Origin of the sequence: Halalkaliarchaeum sp. AArc-GB (assembly GCF_031432225.1) — an archaeon.
In the GTDB taxonomy this organism is placed as follows: Archaea; Halobacteriota; Halobacteria; order Halobacteriales; family Haloferacaceae; genus Halalkaliarchaeum.
The window spans coordinates 38,469-56,774 of record NZ_JAVKGM010000014.1; the positions used below are offsets into that span (position 1 = coordinate 38,469).

Annotated in this window: 19 protein-coding genes; 8 read left to right on the forward strand and 11 right to left on the reverse strand. The window is 62.7% G+C overall.

The window, feature by feature from the left end:
• Positions 1-22 precede the first annotated feature (22 nt).
• Positions 23-253 carry a hypothetical protein gene (locus RH858_RS12605; protein WP_259536073.1) on the reverse strand — a complete coding sequence of 77 codons (231 nt, stop codon included), beginning with the start codon at positions 251-253 and terminating at the stop codon, positions 23-25.
• A gap of 371 nt (positions 254-624) precedes the next feature.
• On the opposite strand from RH858_RS12605, the gene RH858_RS12610 reads away from it, so the two are divergent.
• A complete protein-coding gene (locus tag RH858_RS12610; protein ID WP_310562057.1) occupies positions 625-939 on the forward strand; it encodes a hypothetical protein in 315 nt (104 codons plus the stop codon).
• A 208-nt stretch (positions 940-1,147) separates the two neighbouring features.
• The gene (locus tag RH858_RS12615) at positions 1,148-1,396 is read left to right on the forward strand and encodes a hypothetical protein (RefSeq protein ID WP_259536075.1); all 249 of its coding nucleotides are present in this window, start codon (positions 1,148-1,150) and stop codon (positions 1,394-1,396) included.
• Positions 1,397-1,430: 34 nt separating this feature from the next.
• Here the strand turns inward: RH858_RS12615 and RH858_RS12620 are convergent, their stop codons facing one another.
• From RH858_RS12620 to RH858_RS12635, 4 genes are all read right to left on the reverse strand, one after another.
• Complete coding sequence (locus RH858_RS12620; protein ID WP_259536077.1) at positions 1,431-1,751, reverse strand: hypothetical protein; 321 nt, start codon at positions 1,749-1,751, stop codon at positions 1,431-1,433.
• A gap of 114 nt (positions 1,752-1,865) precedes the next feature.
• The gene (locus tag RH858_RS12625; RefSeq protein ID WP_310562058.1) at positions 1,866-2,639 is read right to left on the reverse strand and encodes an SDR family oxidoreductase; all 774 of its coding nucleotides are present in this window, start codon (positions 2,637-2,639) and stop codon (positions 1,866-1,868) included.
• Positions 2,640-2,698: 59 nt separating this feature from the next.
• Positions 2,699-3,118 carry a VOC family protein gene (locus tag RH858_RS12630; RefSeq protein WP_310562059.1) on the reverse strand — a complete coding sequence of 140 codons (420 nt, stop codon included), beginning with the start codon at positions 3,116-3,118 and terminating at the stop codon, positions 2,699-2,701.
• 134 nt (positions 3,119-3,252) lie between these two features.
• The gene (locus RH858_RS12635; RefSeq protein WP_310562060.1) at positions 3,253-4,452 is read right to left on the reverse strand and encodes an ABC transporter permease; all 1,200 of its coding nucleotides are present in this window, start codon (positions 4,450-4,452) and stop codon (positions 3,253-3,255) included.
• A 173-nt stretch (positions 4,453-4,625) separates the two neighbouring features.
• Between RH858_RS12635 and RH858_RS12640 the strand changes: the two genes are divergently transcribed.
• Both RH858_RS12640 and RH858_RS12645 read left to right on the forward strand, forming a co-directional pair.
• A complete protein-coding gene (locus RH858_RS12640; RefSeq protein WP_310562061.1) occupies positions 4,626-5,570 on the forward strand; it encodes an ABC transporter permease in 945 nt (314 codons plus the stop codon).
• 8 nt (positions 5,571-5,578) lie between these two features.
• The gene (locus RH858_RS12645) at positions 5,579-6,316 is read left to right on the forward strand and encodes a hypothetical protein (protein ID WP_310562062.1); all 738 of its coding nucleotides are present in this window, start codon (positions 5,579-5,581) and stop codon (positions 6,314-6,316) included.
• Position 6,317: 1 nt separating this feature from the next.
• Here RH858_RS12645 and RH858_RS12650 read toward each other — a convergent pair whose 3' ends face one another.
• A complete protein-coding gene (locus RH858_RS12650; RefSeq protein ID WP_310562063.1) occupies positions 6,318-7,787 on the reverse strand; it encodes an SLC13 family permease in 1,470 nt (489 codons plus the stop codon).
• 336 nt (positions 7,788-8,123) lie between these two features.
• On the opposite strand from RH858_RS12650, the gene RH858_RS12655 reads away from it, so the two are divergent.
• Positions 8,124-9,401 carry an MFS transporter gene (locus tag RH858_RS12655; protein WP_259536092.1) on the forward strand — a complete coding sequence of 426 codons (1,278 nt, stop codon included), beginning with the start codon at positions 8,124-8,126 and terminating at the stop codon, positions 9,399-9,401.
• Positions 9,402-9,450: 49 nt separating this feature from the next.
• Here RH858_RS12655 and RH858_RS12660 read toward each other — a convergent pair whose 3' ends face one another.
• On the reverse strand, positions 9,451-9,915 hold the full coding sequence (locus tag RH858_RS12660) for a peptidylprolyl isomerase (RefSeq protein WP_259536094.1): 465 nt from the start codon (positions 9,913-9,915) through the stop codon (positions 9,451-9,453).
• A gap of 131 nt (positions 9,916-10,046) precedes the next feature.
• Here RH858_RS12660 and cutA point away from each other — a divergent pair, with 131 nt between their 5' ends.
• Entirely contained in the window at positions 10,047-10,352 is a 306-nt protein-coding gene (cutA, locus tag RH858_RS12665) for a divalent-cation tolerance protein CutA (protein WP_259536112.1), read from the forward strand.
• Between the two features lie 103 nt (positions 10,353-10,455).
• On the opposite strand, the gene RH858_RS12670 is transcribed toward cutA, so the two are convergent.
• Positions 10,456-11,220 (reverse strand): SDR family oxidoreductase, encoded by a 765-nt coding sequence (locus tag RH858_RS12670; protein WP_259536114.1) that lies wholly within the window; start codon positions 11,218-11,220, stop codon positions 10,456-10,458.
• Positions 11,221-11,335: 115 nt separating this feature from the next.
• Positions 11,336-13,396 carry a glycine betaine ABC transporter substrate-binding protein gene (locus RH858_RS12675; protein WP_310562064.1) on the reverse strand — a complete coding sequence of 687 codons (2,061 nt, stop codon included), beginning with the start codon at positions 13,394-13,396 and terminating at the stop codon, positions 11,336-11,338.
• A gap of 149 nt (positions 13,397-13,545) precedes the next feature.
• Between RH858_RS12675 and RH858_RS12680 the strand changes: the two genes are divergently transcribed.
• Positions 13,546-14,820: a hypothetical protein gene (locus RH858_RS12680; RefSeq protein WP_259536119.1), complete on the forward strand. Its 1,275-nt coding sequence runs from the start codon at positions 13,546-13,548 to the stop codon at positions 14,818-14,820.
• 67 nt (positions 14,821-14,887) lie between these two features.
• Here the strand turns inward: RH858_RS12680 and fni are convergent, their stop codons facing one another.
• Both fni and RH858_RS12690 read right to left on the reverse strand, forming a co-directional pair.
• Positions 14,888-15,943 carry a type 2 isopentenyl-diphosphate Delta-isomerase gene (gene fni / locus RH858_RS12685; RefSeq protein ID WP_310562065.1) on the reverse strand — a complete coding sequence of 352 codons (1,056 nt, stop codon included), beginning with the start codon at positions 15,941-15,943 and terminating at the stop codon, positions 14,888-14,890.
• A gap of 71 nt (positions 15,944-16,014) precedes the next feature.
• Positions 16,015-16,947, reverse strand: coding sequence for a DUF6159 family protein (locus RH858_RS12690; protein ID WP_259536139.1), 933 nt, complete (start codon positions 16,945-16,947; stop codon positions 16,015-16,017).
• 62 nt (positions 16,948-17,009) lie between these two features.
• Here RH858_RS12690 and RH858_RS12695 point away from each other — a divergent pair, with 62 nt between their 5' ends.
• Positions 17,010-18,269 carry an AGE family epimerase/isomerase gene (locus RH858_RS12695; protein WP_259536141.1) on the forward strand — a complete coding sequence of 420 codons (1,260 nt, stop codon included), beginning with the start codon at positions 17,010-17,012 and terminating at the stop codon, positions 18,267-18,269.
• Positions 18,270-18,306 lie beyond the last annotated feature (37 nt).

Sequence of the window (18,306 nt, forward strand, 5' to 3'; positions counted from 1 at the left end):
GCCTCATTGTTCCAGTGTGAGCCTACTTTTTTTCACACGAATTACAGACGACGTAACAGCCACTGACGACACAGTAGTTTCCCGAATCCATCGGCTCAAAGTTTCCTTCTTGGGTCGCCTTCAACAGGTCCTCCAGCGTCAGATCCTGTTCTTGAAGTAGTTCCCTGATCTCCGCCACTGCATCAGGGATTGCTTCCATCTCCCTCGCTGGCGGGTCACGCTCCAATCGTGTCGACGGGTCTTCCGATGTCATCGCGTTTGATGTCGTGCGAGGTCTGTATATAGGTAACTAGTGACATTCGTGCAACGCATGAAATTTGTGCAACGGGTGACGAACGTTCCTCAAGATGAATATCGTTCAGTCAGCGATCCTCAGGTTCGGAATCAAGCGTAGCGACAGTTCGCTTCTAACGTCTGCTCGACTTAGCTTGCATAATTTTGAGCGTTAGAAATCACTGGGTGAGCATCCAATAGATGAAATCTCTATGTCTTGCATACAACTACTATTGCACTTCGACATATCTGGAGTCTGATGATCGATGTCGCCGTTACATCGCTCACGGCCACTGACCAGTGAGTGCTGAATATGTGCCTTACATCCTGCACCTCCCTCTCATATAGAAGATGCTAGTAATCGCCAGCCCGGGCCAGCGTTGCGAACCGCCGGGCGGATCGTGGAACGACCTCGAGGGACGGCCGGATGGTCCCTTAGGCCTGCCCTCGAGCGCTGCGGTACGCCTTCCGGAGCGAGACGACGTCCTCGACCGGACAAGTCTCCTGGAACGCCTGCTCGATGTCTCGACGGCGCTGTTCGAGATCCTCATCGCGCTCGATCGAACGGTGCCTGGCGACCGTGCGGCGAGCTGGCGCCGCACGGTGGTGACACTCTCGGCATCGGGTTGCTCGAGACCGACGAAGTGGAGTCGAAGAGACGCGTGAGGGATTTGAATCAGGGAGTGCAGCGAGCGTAGCGAGCGAAACGACCGTGGTTCACACTCCCTCCCCGGCTTAGAAGAATTTCCTTATAAGTGGCTGGGTCGGCCTGACCGCCATCGCTCCGGTTGTCTGGTCGGTTGTTCCAGAGCATGAGCAGTTGTTCCCTTTATATTTGACAACCCCGTAGATTTCGAACGGAACCTGACACACCATGTCCGATCCAACACCCGGCCCGCCACCGTCCGCGAAAGACGCCGTCATCGAACAGTGGTACGAGACCGTCGAGCTGGTACCTGAGGACAGCGAGTACAGCGAGTTCTTCACAACGCACGACATCCACGACGAGGAGGATCGGCACAAGGCCGAGACCATCATCTTCGACGAAATGGAGGAGTCAGAACTGCAAGGGAGACTCGCGGACGCCTTTCACGGCCTCCGCAATCACTTCAGTGACCTGTGAAGCGTTCGACGGCACCTGAACGTTCTCGAAACGACTACGATTCAGTCGCAGAGGCCGCGGACGCCCGCCGCCGGACTCCGTACCCGATCGCCGCCAGTATTCCGAGCAGCACTGCTGGGATGAGGTACGGCGGGTGGGTCAGCGACAGCCGGAAATAAACCGGGAACGACAGACAGACCTCGGGAACCGGCGGCCCGTAGAAGTCCGCATACGAGCCACAGAAGGCGGCCGTATTCCAGATCCGCCAGCTGTTGTTGAGGATGGCGATGCCGACCAGGACCGCGACAGTGACGAACAGTCCGATGCCGACCGCCACAGGGAGGTCGCGGTCGAGTGAGAGGGCCTTGGTCTTCATATCGGACGTCGTACTGGACGACATATAACAGTACTTTCCAGAGTTACGGAAAAACGAGGCGAAAGCCTCGCGGTTCACCGCAGGGAAGAAATCAACGACCCTCCGATCCCTTCTTCACCGACTCAAGTATCCGCCGTCGATGGCGAGCGTCTCGCCGGTCGCGAACGACGCCTGTTCGGAGGCGAGCCACGTCACCGCGTCGGCGATTTCCTCGACCGTTCCCAGCCGCTTCATCGGGTGGAGATCCTTGGTCTTTGCAAGCAGCTCCTCGTCTTTCGTCACCCCGGCGTCGTCGAGCATCTGCGTCTCGATATACCCCGGACACACTGCGTTGACCCGGATCCCGTCGGTCGCGTGATCCAGTGCTGCGACCTTCGTGAGCCCGACGACCCCGTGTTTTGCAGCCGTATACGCCGGCGTCCCGGCCTCGCCGACCTTGCCCAGTATCGAGGCGGTGTTTACGATCGATCCGCCGCCGTTCTCGAGCATGACCGGGATCTCTTTTCGCATGCACCGCCAGACGCCGGTGAGGTTGATGTCGATGATCCGCTGCCAGTCCTCCTCGGAGATCTCCTCTGTTGCGTCGAATGTCCCGCCGATCCCGGCGTTGTTGAATGCCACGTCGAGCCCACCGTACTCCTCGCGTGCCGTCTCGACCATCCGCTCGACGTCGTCGTCGTCGGTGACGTCTACCTCGACGAACGTCGCGTGGCCGTCCGTCTCCCCGAGTATCGTCTCGACGACCGCCTCGCCTCCCTCGACGTCGACGTCCGCGAGAACGACGTTCGCTCCCGCCCTGGCGAACGCGATTGCGGTCTCCCGCCCGATTCCCGATCCTGCTCCGGTGACGACAACCGTCTTGCCGTCGAAGTCACTGTGGTGTGTCATACATTTGAATATCACCTTATATCATGATAAATCTGCTCCCGAGCACGACCAACTGCCGACTACGCCTCGACGACTTCGAGGAAGTTGCCGTCGGGGTCGCGGAAAAACACGATCGAGGTTCCCGTCTCGACCGGCTGCGGGCTGCTCAGCGGTTCGGCGTCGTCCGGTAACTTCTCGTAGAACTCCTGGATGTCCTCGACTGCGAATCCGACGTGTTTCGCCCCCAGCCCGTTGATCGTGTCCGCCCGGCTATCCGAACCGGTAGGGTCGTATTCGATCAGTTCGACGCGGGCGCCGTTTCCCTCCAGGTGGACGAAATCGCCGGTAACCCCCTCTACGCCGATCGCGGTCCCGATGCCGTCCGGCGACAGCGTGAACTCGTCGGCCACCGAGAGCCCGAGGGTGTCCCTGTAGAACGCGACGGCTTCCTCGAGGTCGCTTACGACGATTCCGACGTGGTGGATCGCTAGGTCGCTCATGGTGGTACTCCACACACTGCACCCATAAAGCCGGGTGTCGTCGGGACCCTCTCATACTGATTATTCTCGGCCGTAACCGGACGATCGGCGGGCCGGATGGCCGATCGACCGGAAAATCGCTACAATAATCAGTATCACTGCCTCGGATCCAGCGCGTCCCGAAGACCGTCCCCGAGCAGTTTGAACGACGTGATCGTAAGCGTCAACGAAAGTGCCGGCAGTCCGGAAACCCACCAGATCTGGTACGCCGGTCTGTCGGCCCGCAACTGGAGCCGACTCCCGATCTGGGCGTTGATCGACTCGCTTATGGTCGATCCCCACGAGTAGAGCCGCAGCTCGTGGAACCCGAGGAACGCCAGCCCCGCCTCGACGAGCACGAGGATCGCGAACAGGTGAAAAACGGCCGGCACGACGGTGTTCGTGACGTTCGGCAGAATGTGACGCTTCGCGAGGTACGACTTCCTCGCCCCGAGGCTGCGCGCGACCAGCACGTGGCCCCGTTCGCGACGCTGCAGGGTCTCACTGCGCACCAGACGCGCGATGCCACCCCAGCTGAACAGGCCGAACACCACGAGCAACAACAGCAGTGAGGGACCGAGAACCGCAAAGCCGACGAAGTAGACGACGATCGCGGGAATCGACAGCTGCACCGTCACGACCGACATCAACACGTCGTCGACGAGTCCATCGCGGAGTCCGGCGATCACACCGACGGCGATCGCCGGTGGCACCACGAATGCGGCAGTAAAGACGACGACGTACAGCGCCACCCGTGCACCCTCGATCAGCAGGAACCCCAGCGGATGCCCCCGATGGTTCGTGCCCAGCGGGTACGCCCACGATCCGTGACACTGTCTATCGAAGGCGTCCCCGGTCACTTCGCCTGGGCAGTCGACGGCGACGAACTCCGCTGAAAACCCCACGGGCGGGAGATATTCGAGCCCGTATTGCAATCCCGGATCCCGGTAGAGTATCGGGCCGAAAAGCCCCACCAGAACGAAGATCCCGAGGTAGACGCCGGCCAGTGTTACTGCCGGGCGTCGAAACAGCCTCCATCCGACACGTCGAAACGTGCGTCGGCGTCGGAGCGCCGGCACTCCGGCGTGTGAGACCAGCACGACGAGTCCGACCAACAACAGCCAGTCGAGGCCATCGGTCTGCCAGTTCCCGATCAGGTACACGTGCGCGACGTAGGTGTCGTAGGCCACGAGCCCGGAGACGACTGTCAACCCGAAGACGAGGACGATCCGTTCGGGCGTCAGTATCGTCCGAGAGCGGGAGCGGTCCGTCCAGTCGACGTGCTCGAAGGTAGCTGGAGGACTGTCGTCGCTCATGGAGGGCAATCGGGGATCGAAACGCACAATATTAAAACTGTCCGCGGACGCCACGGTGCGGCTCGAACCCGCCTATTCGCCGATACGTTTTTTGATCTCGCTTCGAATCCCGGATGTATGGTCCCCCTCCAGCAGCGCGCTGCCTCCGGAACTGCCTCGCTCGAATCGGGCAGATGAACCCGGGAAAGCTGATCGCGAAACACCTCGTATTCGGGCTGATCACCGTCTGGGGTGTTTTGACGGCGGTGTTTGCGTTGTTTCTGCTGATCCCCGAGTATCTTCCGACGCGTCGGGCCGGATCCGCGACTGCGCCGGGTACTGGAATGGGGACGGCCGAATCGTCGCTATTCGAACTGTACGTGGGCTGGGTTCGTCGGATGGCGACGCTCGACTGGGACGTGGCAACCGGCGGGGATCCCGAGGCGTACACCTACGCGTATCACGCCGGCGACGCAGTGATGCCGCTGGTGTTTTCGGCGTTGGGGCGGACGCTGCTGTACGTGCTTCCGGCCCTCGCAATCGGATTCTCGATCGCCACCTTGCTTGGACTGTACGCCGCACTCAGGCCGGACTCGCGGCTCGCCGCTGTCGGCACGGGAACATCGTACGTGGCGTTTGCCGTTCCGACGTTCTGGCTCGGGGCGATCCTGCTGTCCGTTTCGATCGCCGGTCACCTGGTGTACTCCTCACTGCTGTTCGAATATCTCCTTCCGATCGTCCTCGTGACTACGACGCTGCTCGGTGGCCCGTTGAGCTACGCCCGGGCATATGCGAAGGAGTACGTCTCCGCCGAGTTCGTCAAACTCGTCGAGGCGAAAGGCGGGTCCAGTTGGAGGGTCACCGAACACGTTCTCCACAACGCGGCGATACCGATGATTTCGATGGTGTTTACGGAGGCGCTTGGACTGCTCGTGCTTTCGGTGTTCGTCATCGAGGTCGTCTTCGGAATCGAGGGGTTCGGATTGGTCCTGTTCGGGGCGGCAAACTCCCGCGACGTTCCCGTCCTGCTCGGCTGTGTTCTCGTCGTGGTCGTGGTCGGAGTGCTCGGGAACCTCCTGCAGGACCTCTCTTATGGAGTTCTCGATCCACGCGTCGACCCAGGAGCAAGGAGGGAGTGAGTCCGGATATGTACCGTCGCACACTGCTCGGTTGTGTCCCCGTACTCGCACTCGGTGCGGCTCCCGGCTGTCTCGCTGTCGACGGGGACGGCGGAGTCGACGACCGGGAGGTTCACCAGGTGGTACGCGAGTGGGAAACCGATAGAACGTTCTCACTCGAGGCCGCCACCGGTGAATTCCTCGTCGTCGCGCTCGACACCCGTCGACCGGTCCCCGGCCGAACCACAATAACCGTCTTCGACCCGGGCGAACAGCCGATCGCGACGTATCAACTCACCGCCGGTGAGCCGACGGTGGTCCAGGAGGTCCGAACCGACGGTCGCTATGGGGTGCTCGTGACGCCCGAGGACCAGGACAGACAGCCGGTTCGGGTGTGGATACGGATTACCGTCGAGGAGACGCCACCGGAGACACGACTTGAGCGACGGTCGGAGGCGATCTTCGACGCGATCGACGAGTCGGCGGCTGTACAGGTCCGGGGCGGAGATATCGACGATAGCCGCCTGTTCGTCGCGATCCAAAGCTCCGGCGAACCCGAGGAGGCAGTCATGACTGCTGCCCGGGCGTACGCCGAGGGCGTCGCGGAGGGGTTCGAGCTCCCGTTCGAAGGGGTGGTCGTCGATCCGAATGGCGAGGAACTCGCCAGATTCGAGATAGCTGTGAGGTGGGCGCAGTCGTACGCTGCCGGCGAGATCTCGAGAGGGGAGTATCTGGAGCGCGTGTTCGAAACGGTAGACTGGCGGTGAATCATCCGAACGGCGTCACCGGCAACCAGAGATACGACAGCAGCGCAACGAGGGGAATACAGATCAGGTTGATCACGATCCCGACCCGCATCATCTGTGCGATGTCGAGGTGGCCGTTTCCGTAGGCGATCGCGTTCGGCGGCGTGCCGACGGGCAACACGAATACGAACGACGCTGCCAGTGCGGCCGGCGCCATCAGGTACAGCGGCGGCGAAGAGGCCAGGGGCGCGAACGCGACGAGGATCGGCAGAAACACCGTCGCAGTCGCCGTGTTCGACATGAGGTTCGAGAGAGCCATGACGGCGGTCACGATGGTGGCGATCAAAAGCAGCACCGACATCCACTCCAGACTGGAGAGTGACTGGGCAACTACCTCGTCTAGTCCACCGACCTGGAAGGCGTGGGCGACTGCGAAGCTCCCGCCGATCAAAAGGAGCACGTCCCAGGGCAGCTCTGCGGCGTCCTCCCACGACAGGAGGCGGTCTTCTCCGTCCGGTCCGCCCGGAACGAGAAACAGCGCGATCCCGCCCACCACCGCGATGACGTGGTCGGTGAGACCCGGAAGGATCGGTTCGATCACCGCCGGACGGAGGAGCCAGGCGACGATGACGAGCCCGAAGACGAGAGCGACCCGGCGTTCGTCACTTTCCATGGCGGACATCCCGGCGTAGTACTTTCTGGCGAACTCCTCGTCGATAGACGACGTCGGGTCGGTCAGCAAGATAATACATCCCCAGGCGACGAAAAGCGTCACGACGACCAGCGGAACCGCATAGATCATCCAGTCGAGAAAGCCGACGTCAACGCCGAGCTGTGACCCGGCAATCCCGGCGAAGATCGCGCTCGGCGGACTGCCGATGAGCGTGGCCGCCCCGCCGATGTTCGCGCCGAAGGCGACCCCCAAAAGGAGGGCGAGGCCGAACCCCTTCGACAGTAGCCCGTCCGGGGATTCGATCTCTTCGGCCGATTCCCCGGGGGAAAGCGACGGCGCGTCATCGACGCCGTTTGCCCCCGCAAGCGCGATCGCGGCTGCGATCGGGAGCATCAACATCGCCGTGGCGGTGTTGGAGATCCACATCGACAGGAACGCGGTGACGGCCATTATCCCGAGGAGGAGACGCGCCGGCGCGCCGCCGACGTTGGCCATGAAGACGATCGCGAGCCGTCGATGGAGGTGACACCGCTCGACGGCGAGCGCGAGCATGAACCCGCCGAGAAGGAGAAACACGATCGGATGGGCGTACTGAGCGGTGATCGCGTCGACTTCGGCGACGCCGACCTGTGAGAACACCGGGATCGGGACGAGGCTCGTCACCGCGAGGTGAACCGGTTCGGTCACCCACCAGATCACGATCCAGAGTGCGCCGGCGAGAACTGCGTTGGCAGCCGGCGGAATGCCGAACGGGTTCCCGAGGTAGACGAGTCCAAAAACCAGCGGCCCGAGAACTGCGCCGATTACTTTGACGCACAATACCCCCCGACAACGCTGGAAGAGCGGATCTATCATCGGATGTGACTCGTATTCGGAGCTGGTGTGGAATCGCGGGGTTCCGACAGGGGTCGCCGGTTTTCCATGCGTGATTTTCTCCCGGAGAGTGCGCCCCCACGTCGTGGCTGCACCGCAACTGGACTTCGCTGTGTCGCTATATTTTGTATCTATTTATACTGGCTCCTCGGATTCCCGGACGCTCCTGATGCTGTTTTTGGAGTGTGTTGCTTCCGGCAAGGGACGAACGCAACTCGTGTACTGAAGAGGAACGATCACGAACGGGAGACTCATGAGGGTCGAGAAGGTGAGCAGCTACTGATGGGGACTCTCTTCGGTGTGAACCCACAGGTGTTGGCACTCGCGCTCGCCCGGATGTCCGAATCCGTCGGCAACTCGTTTCTGATCGTCGTGTTGCCGCTTTTCATCGCGAGCGAGTTCGTCACTGGCGGCACGTTCGGGCTGACCGAAGTGGCGATCACGGGGATCGTCCTCTCGCTGTTCGGATTCGTCAACAGTCCGCTCCAGCCGTTCACCGGGAGGCTTTCCGATCGCACGGGACGCCGAAAGATCTACGTGTTGTTCGGCCTGGCCGTCCTCGCCGCTGCGAGCTTCGCCTACTCGTTCGTCTCCGAGTACTGGCATCTAATCGGGCTCCGCGTCCTTCAGGGTGTGGCCGGCGCGTTCATCATTCCGACGACGGTCGCACTCGTAAACGATCTGGCGGCGGAGACGAACCGCGGCGGCAACATGGGAACGTACAACACGTTCCGGCTGGTCGGGTTCGGCGTCGGACCGGTTGCGGCCGGTGCCGTCGTCGCCGCAGGTCCTTACACCGTCGACGTCGGTTCTGTGAGCGCACACATCTCCGGATTCGACGCCACCTTTTACTTCGCCGCCTTCACCGCAACTCTCGCACTGGTACTCGTGCTCGTGCTCATCGACGACCCCGACATCGAGCCGTCCGATCCGGAGGACGACGACACGAGTCTGGCGATCTTCGATCAGGCGGGGGAACACACGTTCGACCCGGTGTTTACGCTGAGTGTGATCTCCTTTTTCATGGCCATCGGGATCGCCGTGTTCGCGACGCTGGGGGACCTCATCAACAGTCGGCTCGACCAGGGGCCGACGATGTTCGGCCTCCAGTTCGCGGCGTTCGTGCTGGCCCAGATCTTCCTGCAGATGCCCATCGGCCGCGCGACGGACTTCTACGGCCGCAAGCGGTTCATCGTCCTCGGGATGGCGCTTCTGGTACCGACGACGGCCGCCCAGGGGTTCGTTCTCGACTCCTGGCTGATGTTCGGGGCGCGGTTCGCCCAGGGGGTGGCCGGGGCGATGGTGTTCGCGCCGGCGCTGGCGCTTGCGGGTGACCTCGCCAGCGAGACCACATCGGGAACGACGCTGTCGGCTTTGACGATGGCGTTCGGTTTCGGAGTCGCCGCGGGGCCGCTCCTTTCGGGGTTCCTCGTCGAGTTCGGGTTCCACGTCCCGTTCACGCTCGCAGCGGTGCTGGCGGGCATCGGGATGGTGCTTGTTTACTCTCAGGTGGAGGAGGTCAGAACGCCCAATCGCCGTGGTGCCCCCGCGGACGCGTAACGATCACTGCGTCCCGGTGGGGGGACGATCCGATCGTGAGGAGAGAAAATTAACTGACGTCGACGACTTCGAACTCGAACTCGAGGGTCTCACCCGCGAGCTGGTGGTTGAAATCTACCTTGACGACGTCCTCGTCGACGTGGACGATCTCCGCGAGGGTGCCGTTCTGGTCCCGGACGTACGCGCCCTCTTCGGGCTCCTGTCCGACCGTCTGGACGAACTGGGCGGCACCGAACTCACGGATGTTCGCTTCGCTCCACTCGTATGCTTTCTCGGGCGGGATCTCGACGGTCTTGTTGTCTCCCTCGTCCATGCCGACGAGTGCCTCCTCGAGCCCTTCGATGATCTGTCCCGCACCGATTTCGACGGTGAGGGGGCTGTACTCCCGGTCGGAGCCGTCTTCGTCGAGCCCGGCCTCGACGGCGACGGACTCGTGGGTCGTGTCGAATACGGAGCCGTCGTCCAGCCGGCCGGTGTACTCGATCGTCACCGAGTCGCCGGTTTCGATTGTCATACGCGGAGGTGTCGCCTCCGCCGTATAAGCCTTGAGATCCAACGATACCACTCCTTCGAACTTCGCGGTCGCGCTCCCCATCGAGATCCGGGAGCTGGTGTCTTAAGTAGTCGGCGCTACCGCGTTCGACCATGCCGACAGCGTACGTCACAGCTCCACGGGAGTCCGCAGACGAGTTGGCTTCGTTTCTGGTCCAAGAACGCCTGGCCGCCTGCGTCAACGTGGTCGACTGCCGATCCACCTACAGGTGGGACGGTGAGGTCTACGACGGGGACGAAGAGGCGATCCTGTTTGCGAAAACAACTGCCGAACGGTATCCGGAACTGAAAACGCGTCTAGTGGAGCGTCATCCGAACGAAGTCCCCTGCGTCGAACGGTTCGACGAGGTGGACGTGTTCGAGCCGTTCGAAGACTGGATCGAAACCGAGGTGGAGTAGGGAGGATCGGTCCCGACGTCTCATAATGGTGGTTGTAGTGATTTACCGGTCGATCGGTCACCCGGCCCGCCGATCGACCGGTTACGGCCTACAACCATCATTATCAGGCCCCTGCCGTGAGTCCGCCGTCGACGACGAGGTTGTGACCCGTGACGTAGGCGGCCTCCTCGCTCGCCAGGAACAGCGCGACGTCGGCGACGTCCTCCGGCGTTCCGTCCCGGCGCAGCGGGATCGTCTCCGTCATCGTTCCGGCCACCTCCTCGTCCTCGGTGGTCATCGCGGTTTCGATGACGCCGGGGTTGATCGCGTTGACTCGGATCCCGTCAGGCCCCAGCTCCATTGCGAGCTCCCGAGTGACGTTGGCGACACCGCCTTTCGAGGCACAGTACAGCGACGAATCGTCGAACCCGTTGAGCCCGGCGATCGACGACAGGTTGACGATCGCCCCGCCGTCGTCCTGTTCGCACATCACTTCGGCGGCGAGTTTGCTTCCGAAGACGACGCCTTTGAGGTTGATGTCCATCAACCAGTCGTAATCCTCCTCGTCGATTTCCGAAATCGGCTGCATTCCGGGGAACACGCCCGCGTTGTTCACCATCACGTCGAGCGATCCGAACGCGTCGACCGTCTCGTCGACTGCCTGTTTCAGGTCCTCGACGCTGCTTACGTCCGTCTCGACGAACTGCGCCTCCCCGCCGCGTTCTTCGATCAGCTCGTGCGTGGCTGTTCCACCCTCCCGCGGCTCCTCGCGGATGTCTGCGACCGTGACGCTTGCCCCTTCGTCTGCGAATGTGAGGGCGATCTCCCGTCCGTTCCCCGACGATGCTCCCGTAATCAGTGCGGCCTGTCCTGAAAGTCGTTCGGTCATAGTACACCCATTGGATATTGGTAACGTAATACAATCAACTGTTCCCCGCCATATCCAGGGTGTTGATCAAACGACATTTGATGGCGGATTCCCCTGATCTGGGGGATATTTCGGTCTACAGCAGCCTTTTCCGCTCCAGATGTTCCCTGGCGACGACTCGCGGATGACGTTTCCCGATATCGACCTGTCGGACCAGACGGCGCATCTCGGTGACGTCCTCGAGCGTGGGGCCGAGACGGTTCAACGTGTCAATCGCGTCCGGATCTGCCTGTATGATGTCTTTCCGGACCAGTGGTGCAGGGTTGTATATCGGGAAGAACTGTCTGTCGTCGTCGAGCTGGACGAGATCGTGGACGTCGATCAGTGCGTCGACGGTGAGACCCATCGTCACGTCGACGGTGGAGCGGTTGATCGCCTCGTATCTCTTTTCGGCGGGTTCGACCGTCTCCGTCCGAGCCCAGATCCGTTCGCGAACCTCCGGTTCGAACGGGTGTTCGGCGAGCAGGCCCTTCCAGCCGTCCTCACGGTCACAGAAGTCCGGGCCGACGACTGCGGTAAGCTCCCCCTCGGCGTCGTTTGCGAACCGGGCGAGCGCGTCCAACGAGTCGACGCCGGTTTGCTCACACCACACGCGGGGTGCGAGGATCGTGTAGGTGTTGTTGTATTCTGCACGGGCGCCGAACCGGAGATCCCGCTTTGACTCGATTCCGGATTTCGCTGCCTCGTGCAGGCGATCGGGGTCGGTGACCGACTCCGTGGCGTCCAGGAACTGTCCGTAGATCGTCCCCGTGTACTCCCAGTAGAGATCAAGTTCCCCTTCCGTGAGCTTCCGGAAGTTCTCGTCGGTGATTCCGGAGCCGACCGCATCGACCGGGACGAGATCGGTTTCGACCTCGAGAAGTTCGTACGCCAGATACGCCAGCACCTTGTTTGCGGTGAACGGCTTCGATCCGATGACGACTGACGTCCCCTCGACGCCTGCGGTGTCGGTTCTGGTCTCCGAATCCAGCAGTTCGACGCCGCCGACGGACTGGTACTCGAAGCCGTCGAGCTGCTCTTCGAGAACGGTCGTCTGGGCCGCGAGCGTCTTCACCTCGTGGCTGATCCGGGAGACCTCCTGATCCTGTGTCCGGACCGCGTCCAGTACCCGATCGGCTCGGGCGGCTGTCTCCTCTGCAAGTTCCGTGAGTTCGTCGGTCATCTCCGAGACGTCCTGTGCGGCCCGTGCCTGTTCTGCGGTAGCGTCGTCGATCTCTCGGACCCCGTCGTTGGTCTCGGCTGCGCTTTCGGCGATCTCGTCTAGCGAGTCGAGCGCGCTTTCGATCGTCTCGGCTCCGGTAGAAACGCGTTCGGCCGTCCGTTCGAGCTCTTGTTCGGTGTCTTCGGCACGATCGTGAACCTCTCTGAGGAGGTCGCCTATGCGATCGGTTGCCTCCTTCGTCTCCTCGGCGAGGTCCTTGATCTCCTCGGCGACGACCTCGAACCCGTCGCCGGCCTCGCCCGCACGTGCCGCCTCGATCGATGCGTTGAGCGCAAGTAGGTTCGTCTGTTCGGCGATGTCAGAGACGAACTCCAGAACGTCGTCGATCTCCACGGTTCGGTCCGTAAGCTCACCGGCGGTCCGCTTTGCCTCCTCGATGTCGGACTCGATCACGTCGAGCTGTTCGATCGCCTGTTGAGCCGTTTGTTGCCCCTCCGTTCCTCGAGTGGCAGTTCGCTCGGACTGTTCGGCGACCGACGCTGCCGTCGCCGTGATCTCTTCGATGGTCGCCGAGACGTTACCCATCTCGGTCGAGAGCTCCTCGACGTTTCGCTGTTGCTCTTCGGTGGTCCCGCTGATCTCTCTGGCCGTCCTGTGGACCGCCTCCGTCTCACCTCTAACGTCTTCGACCGAACGTGTCGTTTCGTGGCTGGTCTCGCCGACGTCCGTCGCGAAGCCGTCGACCGTCGCGAACGTGTATTCGAGCGACGCCAGGAGATCGTTGAGCGTCTCTACGGTATTCGCTAGCTCGGGATCGTCGAACGAGAGCTTCGCTCGGGAAGAGAGGTCACCATCCGCCGCCGACTCGAGGGTTGATTGGAGTTCCTCGACGAACGCGTCGACGTCCCTCCCCTGTTCGGCGTCCCTCCCCTGTTCCGTGGCCCTACTGTCACCAGGTGGCGTCTGCCCGGACATCGTGTTGCCAACTCCGAACCGTCAGTATAGTTGTATCGGAACCCGCCGGCAGGTGCAGCCACATTCCCCACCACGTCACAGGAGGTCACTATATCACGGCTGATACTGTGGAGAGAAACGTCATTACGGGGGCTCGAGAACTGTCCCACATGAACAACCGCCGTGACCTCCTCCGGGCCGGGACGCTCCTCGTGACCTGCGGGTCGCTCGGGGCGATCTCCGGCTGTACCGGTACGCCGGCTGATCCGGAGGGAGAGCCGGAAGAGGACGTCCCGGAGGACACGACGACACCCGAGGAGGCGGATCCGAACGAGGAGACGGAGGACGACCCGGATCGGGAGCCACAGTTGGGGATCGAACGGATTCGGTTCCTCGAATCCCCGCCGGACGGGTATCGCGAGTACACGGAGATCGAGGACGCCACCTACGGTTCGGAGGGGGAGATCGTGATCTACCTCGAACCGACGGGCGTCGAGTTCGAGCCGACTGACGACGGCGAGCAACGGTTCGACCTCGACGTTCACATCTCGGTGACTGGACCCGACGGTGAGGAACTCCGACCCTTCAGGGACGACGTGAGCGACACGGTGTCCGAAGACGCAGCCTCGATCGACCTGTACGTGGCAGCTACCTATCCCATCCGGGAACCTCGAGTCGGCGAGTACACAGTCGACATCGAGGTCCTCGATCGGATCTCCCGTGCGCGAGCCGAGGAGACAGCGACGTTCCGGATCGAGGACGAACAGCTGCGGCTCCTCACGGAGTTCCGGGACCGTGCCGACGCCGAGACGGACGGCGAGATCGACCGTCACTCTCTGCGGGACGGGACGCTGTCGGTGACAATCGACTCGCCGTACGAAATCGACGACAGACGCTTTTACGACGACGTGGCCGAGCTCGCCCTCGCGTACGCGGAGGCGGTCGCCAAGGGCTTGGAAACGGATCGTCTCCAGGTCAGTCGGTCTGGCGGTCCCGACGACTACGGTCGGGGAGTCTCGATCGACAGCACTCGAGCCCAGGCGTACGCCGACGAGGAGCTCACCGATGAGGAATACCTGCAGGACGTGTACGACAACTACTATGCCGTCGTATTCCAGCAGGTGATCGTCGAGGAGACGGAGATCGAGTTCGAGCGCATCTCGATGCGGGACGACGGGACGCTGTCCGTGAACTACACCGCTGCCCACCCGTTCGACGACGAGGGGTTCGACGACGAGGTCGCAAGCGTCGCCGGCGCGTACGCCGGGGTGATCGCCACGGGGCTTTCGGCCGACCAGCTGCGTGCGGGTGGCGAGGACGCTGAAGGAACCGGTTTTAGCTACCGGATCGACAGCGAAACCGCACGGAAATACGGGGACGACGAGATCGACGAAGAGGAGTATCTGGAGGCAGTCTTCGAGACGCTACGCCAGCGGGACGACTGACGGTCGTTCGTCTGACCGACATTGTGGAGCCGGCGAAGCGAGGACACGCTCGGAGCCGACAAGCCCCTCAGCGGTTCGAAAACTGGCGTGTCCGGCCGAGCAGAGCGTATTCGGCGTCCTGAAGCTCCGAAACCGACGCCGATGCAGTCGCGAACATCGCGGTCTGAAGTTCGGCCTCGAGGTCCTCGATCAGTTCGACGACGGCGTCCGTTCCCTCCCGGGCCGGCGCCAGGAACGGCTTTGCAAGCCCGCCGGCACGGGCACCCAGCGCGATCGCCTTGGCGACGTCGAGTCCGGATCTGACCCCGCCGCTTGCGACGACGCATGGGTGCTCGCGGGCCACCTCCAGCGTGGAGACTGCGGTTGGAATCCCCCACTCCCGGAACCGGGTTCCAACGCGGGCCCGGCGGCGGTCGCCGACTGCGGCCGCCCGATACGCCTCCACGCCGGACCACGTGGTTCCGCCCTTCCCGGCCACGTCGATCGCGTCGACGCTCGCGTCAGACAACCTCCGGGCCGTCTCCCGGGAAATCCCGTTCCCAGTCTCCTTGACGATCACGGGGACGCTCAATCCGTCCGCCACTGTCTCGATGGCGGACAGACACCCACGGGCGTCGACGTCCCCCTCCGGCTGGGCGGCCTCCTGCAGGAAGTTGAGGTGAATCGCCATCGCGTCTGCGTCGATCATCTCGACGGCGCGTTCGACCCCTTCGACGCCGTACTCGGAGAGCTGTGCCGCACCGATGTTGCCGTAGATGAACGCGTCCGGGGCGGCCTCTCTGACGACGGTAAACGACTCGAGGAGGTCTTCGTCGTCGCGCTCCAGCCCGGCACGCTGGCTGCCGACGCCCATGGCGATTCCCGTCCGTCCGGCCGCCGCAGCCAGCGACCGGTTGATCTCGGTGGTGTTCGGGTGACCGCCGGTCATGCTCTCGATCACGATCGGGCTCGAAAGCTCTCTCCCGCAAAGCTCCACGCTGGTGTCGATCGCGTCGCGGTGCAGTTCCGGCAGCGCCTCGTGAATAAGCTGTACGTCCTCGAACCCGCTGCCGGCCGTTTCGACGTCCTCCTCGAGAATGATCTCGATGTGGTCGTCCTTTCGATCGGAAGTTTCGGGGGACATCCTCTACAGAGGAAGTCTGGTGTGTCCGGCTTCAACTGATCGATTCGCACCGACACCCGTCGCCCGGCAGGTCACGAGTAGAGATGCGTCGGCGGATTCCGAACGCGACCCGGGGTGGCCCGACGCTCGGCCCGGCCGTCGAGCGTCTCGAAGTCGAAGTCGGCAAACTGCTCGGGAACCCGCTCTTCGGCCGCGTAGACGTACAGCGCGGTTTTCGTGATCGCCCAGATCGTCTGCCCGAGCAGATAGGTCCCGACGAGGACGCCCCCGACGAGGAAGATCCCGAGCAGGATCCCGGCGGCGGGAAACACCACACCGAGGCCGATCGCGAGCAGGATCGCGACGACGAGCCCGACGATCCCGACCACGACCTGGATGAGGGTTACCCCCAGCCCGATACCGATGCTTTCACCCCACGTGTCCTTGAACGTCTCAGCACTCCGGGTGAACATCGACTTCACGGTGACGTCCTCGAAGACGATCACCGGGACAATAAAGAACGTCGTGATCGTCCAGCCGAACGCGAATATCGACGAGAGAATGCGGGCCAGCGCACTGTCGGATTCCTCCAGCTTTTTGAGGATGACGCTGACGATCGCCGCGACCGCCGACCAAACCAGAATCGGTCCCTTTCGCCGCCAGGCGGCACGCATGCTCTCGCCCAGCTGTGGCTCCTCCCCGTGGAACGTCTGGTTGACGGCAAACACCAGCGACGCAGTGAAAAACGTCGCGAAGAACGTCGTCACGAAGTACAACAGAAACAGCACGACGAGCTCCGCGCCGGTTCCGAGCAGGTTTGCGATCCACAGTGGAAGGAGAAACACGATCCAGAAGGCGAGTGTCGACAGCGCGCCCAACAGCGGAAACACCAGCAGCTTCGGGTGGTCTCTGACGACCCCGATGCTGTCTCGCGACAGCTTGAGGCCGGTTTTGAACTTCCCGATTAGTCCGGCGTTCCCACCGCGTCCACCACGGCCAGGAACGATCGACTGATTGCGTGCCATACCCAATCCATCTGGGGTAGATGGTATAAGCCTTAAGTAGCTTCGGAGACCCTCCTCGGTCGATGACGGCCCCGACCCTCGTCGATCCAGACTCCCTCCGAGCGGAACTCCTGACGCTTCTGGAAGCCAGGTACCCGGACTGTCTCGCCGACCGCGGATACGTCGCGGGGTTCGATCCCGAAACCGGCGAGATCGTCGACCGGGACTCCCGTCACCTCGTGGCGACATGTCGATACGTCGCGAACTTCTCGCTTTCGGTGTCACACGACGGACGGGAGCCGTGGATCGAGGCCGCAGCCCACGGACTCGAATTCCTGGAACAGATTCACCGAGACATCGACGCGAACGGGAAACCGGAATATCGATGGCTGCTTTCGGCAGCCGATACCGACGACTCCAACGGCTCGTTCCAGATCGTTGATGGCCGGCTCTCGGCGTACGGTCACGCGTTCGTCGTACTGGCACACGCCCGGGCCGCACACGCGGGATTGGACTCGGTTGATGGGTGTGTGGCCGACACGGAGGTGGTCGCCGATCCTGTTGCAGTCGCCGACGCGTTCCTCGATCGGTTTTACGAAGCCGAACACGGTCTCTGTCGGAGCGACCTCGACGCCGACGGGGAGCCGATCGAACCCTATCGCGGCCAGAACGCCAACATGCACGCGTGCGAAGCACTCCTCGCTGCCGCCCGTGCTACCGGCGACGGTGCACTTCTCGAACGGGCCGAGACGATCGCCCGACGGATCACCGTAGATCTGGCTGCAGAAACCGATGGTCTGGTGTGGGAGCACTACACACCCAACTGGGAACACGACTTCGCGTACAACGAGGACACTCCCCGGGATCAGTTTCGGCCCTGGGGGTACCAGCCGGGCCACCACGCCGAGTGGGCGAAACTTCTGGGGGAACTCGATCGCGAGGGGATTGGGTGGGCCCTCGAACGCGGGATCGAACTGTTCGACGCCGCCATCGACCTGGGCTGGGACGGCGACCGTGGCGGCTTCTACTATGCGGTCGAGGCCGACGGCAACCCCGTCGCCGACGAGAAGTACGGCTGGGCAACCGCGGAGGCGATCGGCGCGGCGGCCGTGCTGTTCGAGCGAACAGGCGACGATCGGTTCCGACGGTGGCACGACCGCCTCTGGGAGTACGCCGCGGCACACCTCCGCGCGCCGACGGGGATGTGGCGGGAACGCCTCGGCCCAACCAACGAGCCGATCCCGCCCACCGACGCACCGCCCGTCGAGCCCGACTATCACCCGATCGGAGCGTGCCACGCGGGTGTCGAGTGTTCGAAGGCGATCCGCGAACATCGTGACTGACGCGAGTAAAAACGGCGTCGGGATCCCAAAAAATTGT

Coding starts and splice junctions, on each gene's coding strand:
- RH858_RS12605 (WP_259536073.1), bottom strand. CDS start 253: ATGACATCGGAAGACCCGTCGACACGATTGGAGCGTGACCCGCCAGCG.
- RH858_RS12610 (WP_310562057.1), top strand. CDS start 625: ATGCTAGTAATCGCCAGCCCGGGCCAGCGTTGCGAACCGCCGGGCGGA.
- RH858_RS12615 (WP_259536075.1), top strand. CDS start 1,148: ATGTCCGATCCAACACCCGGCCCGCCACCGTCCGCGAAAGACGCCGTC.
- RH858_RS12620 (WP_259536077.1), bottom strand. CDS start 1,751: ATGAAGACCAAGGCCCTCTCACTCGACCGCGACCTCCCTGTGGCGGTC.
- RH858_RS12625 (WP_310562058.1), bottom strand. CDS start 2,639: ATGACACACCACAGTGACTTCGACGGCAAGACGGTTGTCGTCACCGGA.
- RH858_RS12630 (WP_310562059.1), bottom strand. CDS start 3,118: ATGAGCGACCTAGCGATCCACCACGTCGGAATCGTCGTAAGCGACCTC.
- RH858_RS12635 (WP_310562060.1), bottom strand. CDS start 4,452: ATGAGCGACGACAGTCCTCCAGCTACCTTCGAGCACGTCGACTGGACG.
- RH858_RS12640 (WP_310562061.1), top strand. CDS start 4,626: ATGAACCCGGGAAAGCTGATCGCGAAACACCTCGTATTCGGGCTGATC.
- RH858_RS12645 (WP_310562062.1), top strand. CDS start 5,579: ATGTACCGTCGCACACTGCTCGGTTGTGTCCCCGTACTCGCACTCGGT.
- RH858_RS12655 (WP_259536092.1), top strand. CDS start 8,124: ATGGGGACTCTCTTCGGTGTGAACCCACAGGTGTTGGCACTCGCGCTC.
- RH858_RS12660 (WP_259536094.1), bottom strand. CDS start 9,915: ATGACAATCGAAACCGGCGACTCGGTGACGATCGAGTACACCGGCCGG.
- cutA (WP_259536112.1), top strand. CDS start 10,047: ATGCCGACAGCGTACGTCACAGCTCCACGGGAGTCCGCAGACGAGTTG.
- RH858_RS12670 (WP_259536114.1), bottom strand. CDS start 11,220: ATGACCGAACGACTTTCAGGACAGGCCGCACTGATTACGGGAGCATCG.
- RH858_RS12675 (WP_310562064.1), bottom strand. CDS start 13,396: ATGTCCGGGCAGACGCCACCTGGTGACAGTAGGGCCACGGAACAGGGG.
- RH858_RS12680 (WP_259536119.1), top strand. CDS start 13,546: ATGAACAACCGCCGTGACCTCCTCCGGGCCGGGACGCTCCTCGTGACC.
- fni (WP_310562065.1), bottom strand. CDS start 15,943: ATGTCCCCCGAAACTTCCGATCGAAAGGACGACCACATCGAGATCATT.
- RH858_RS12690 (WP_259536139.1), bottom strand. CDS start 16,947: ATGGCACGCAATCAGTCGATCGTTCCTGGCCGTGGTGGACGCGGTGGG.
- RH858_RS12695 (WP_259536141.1), top strand. CDS start 17,010: ATGACGGCCCCGACCCTCGTCGATCCAGACTCCCTCCGAGCGGAACTC.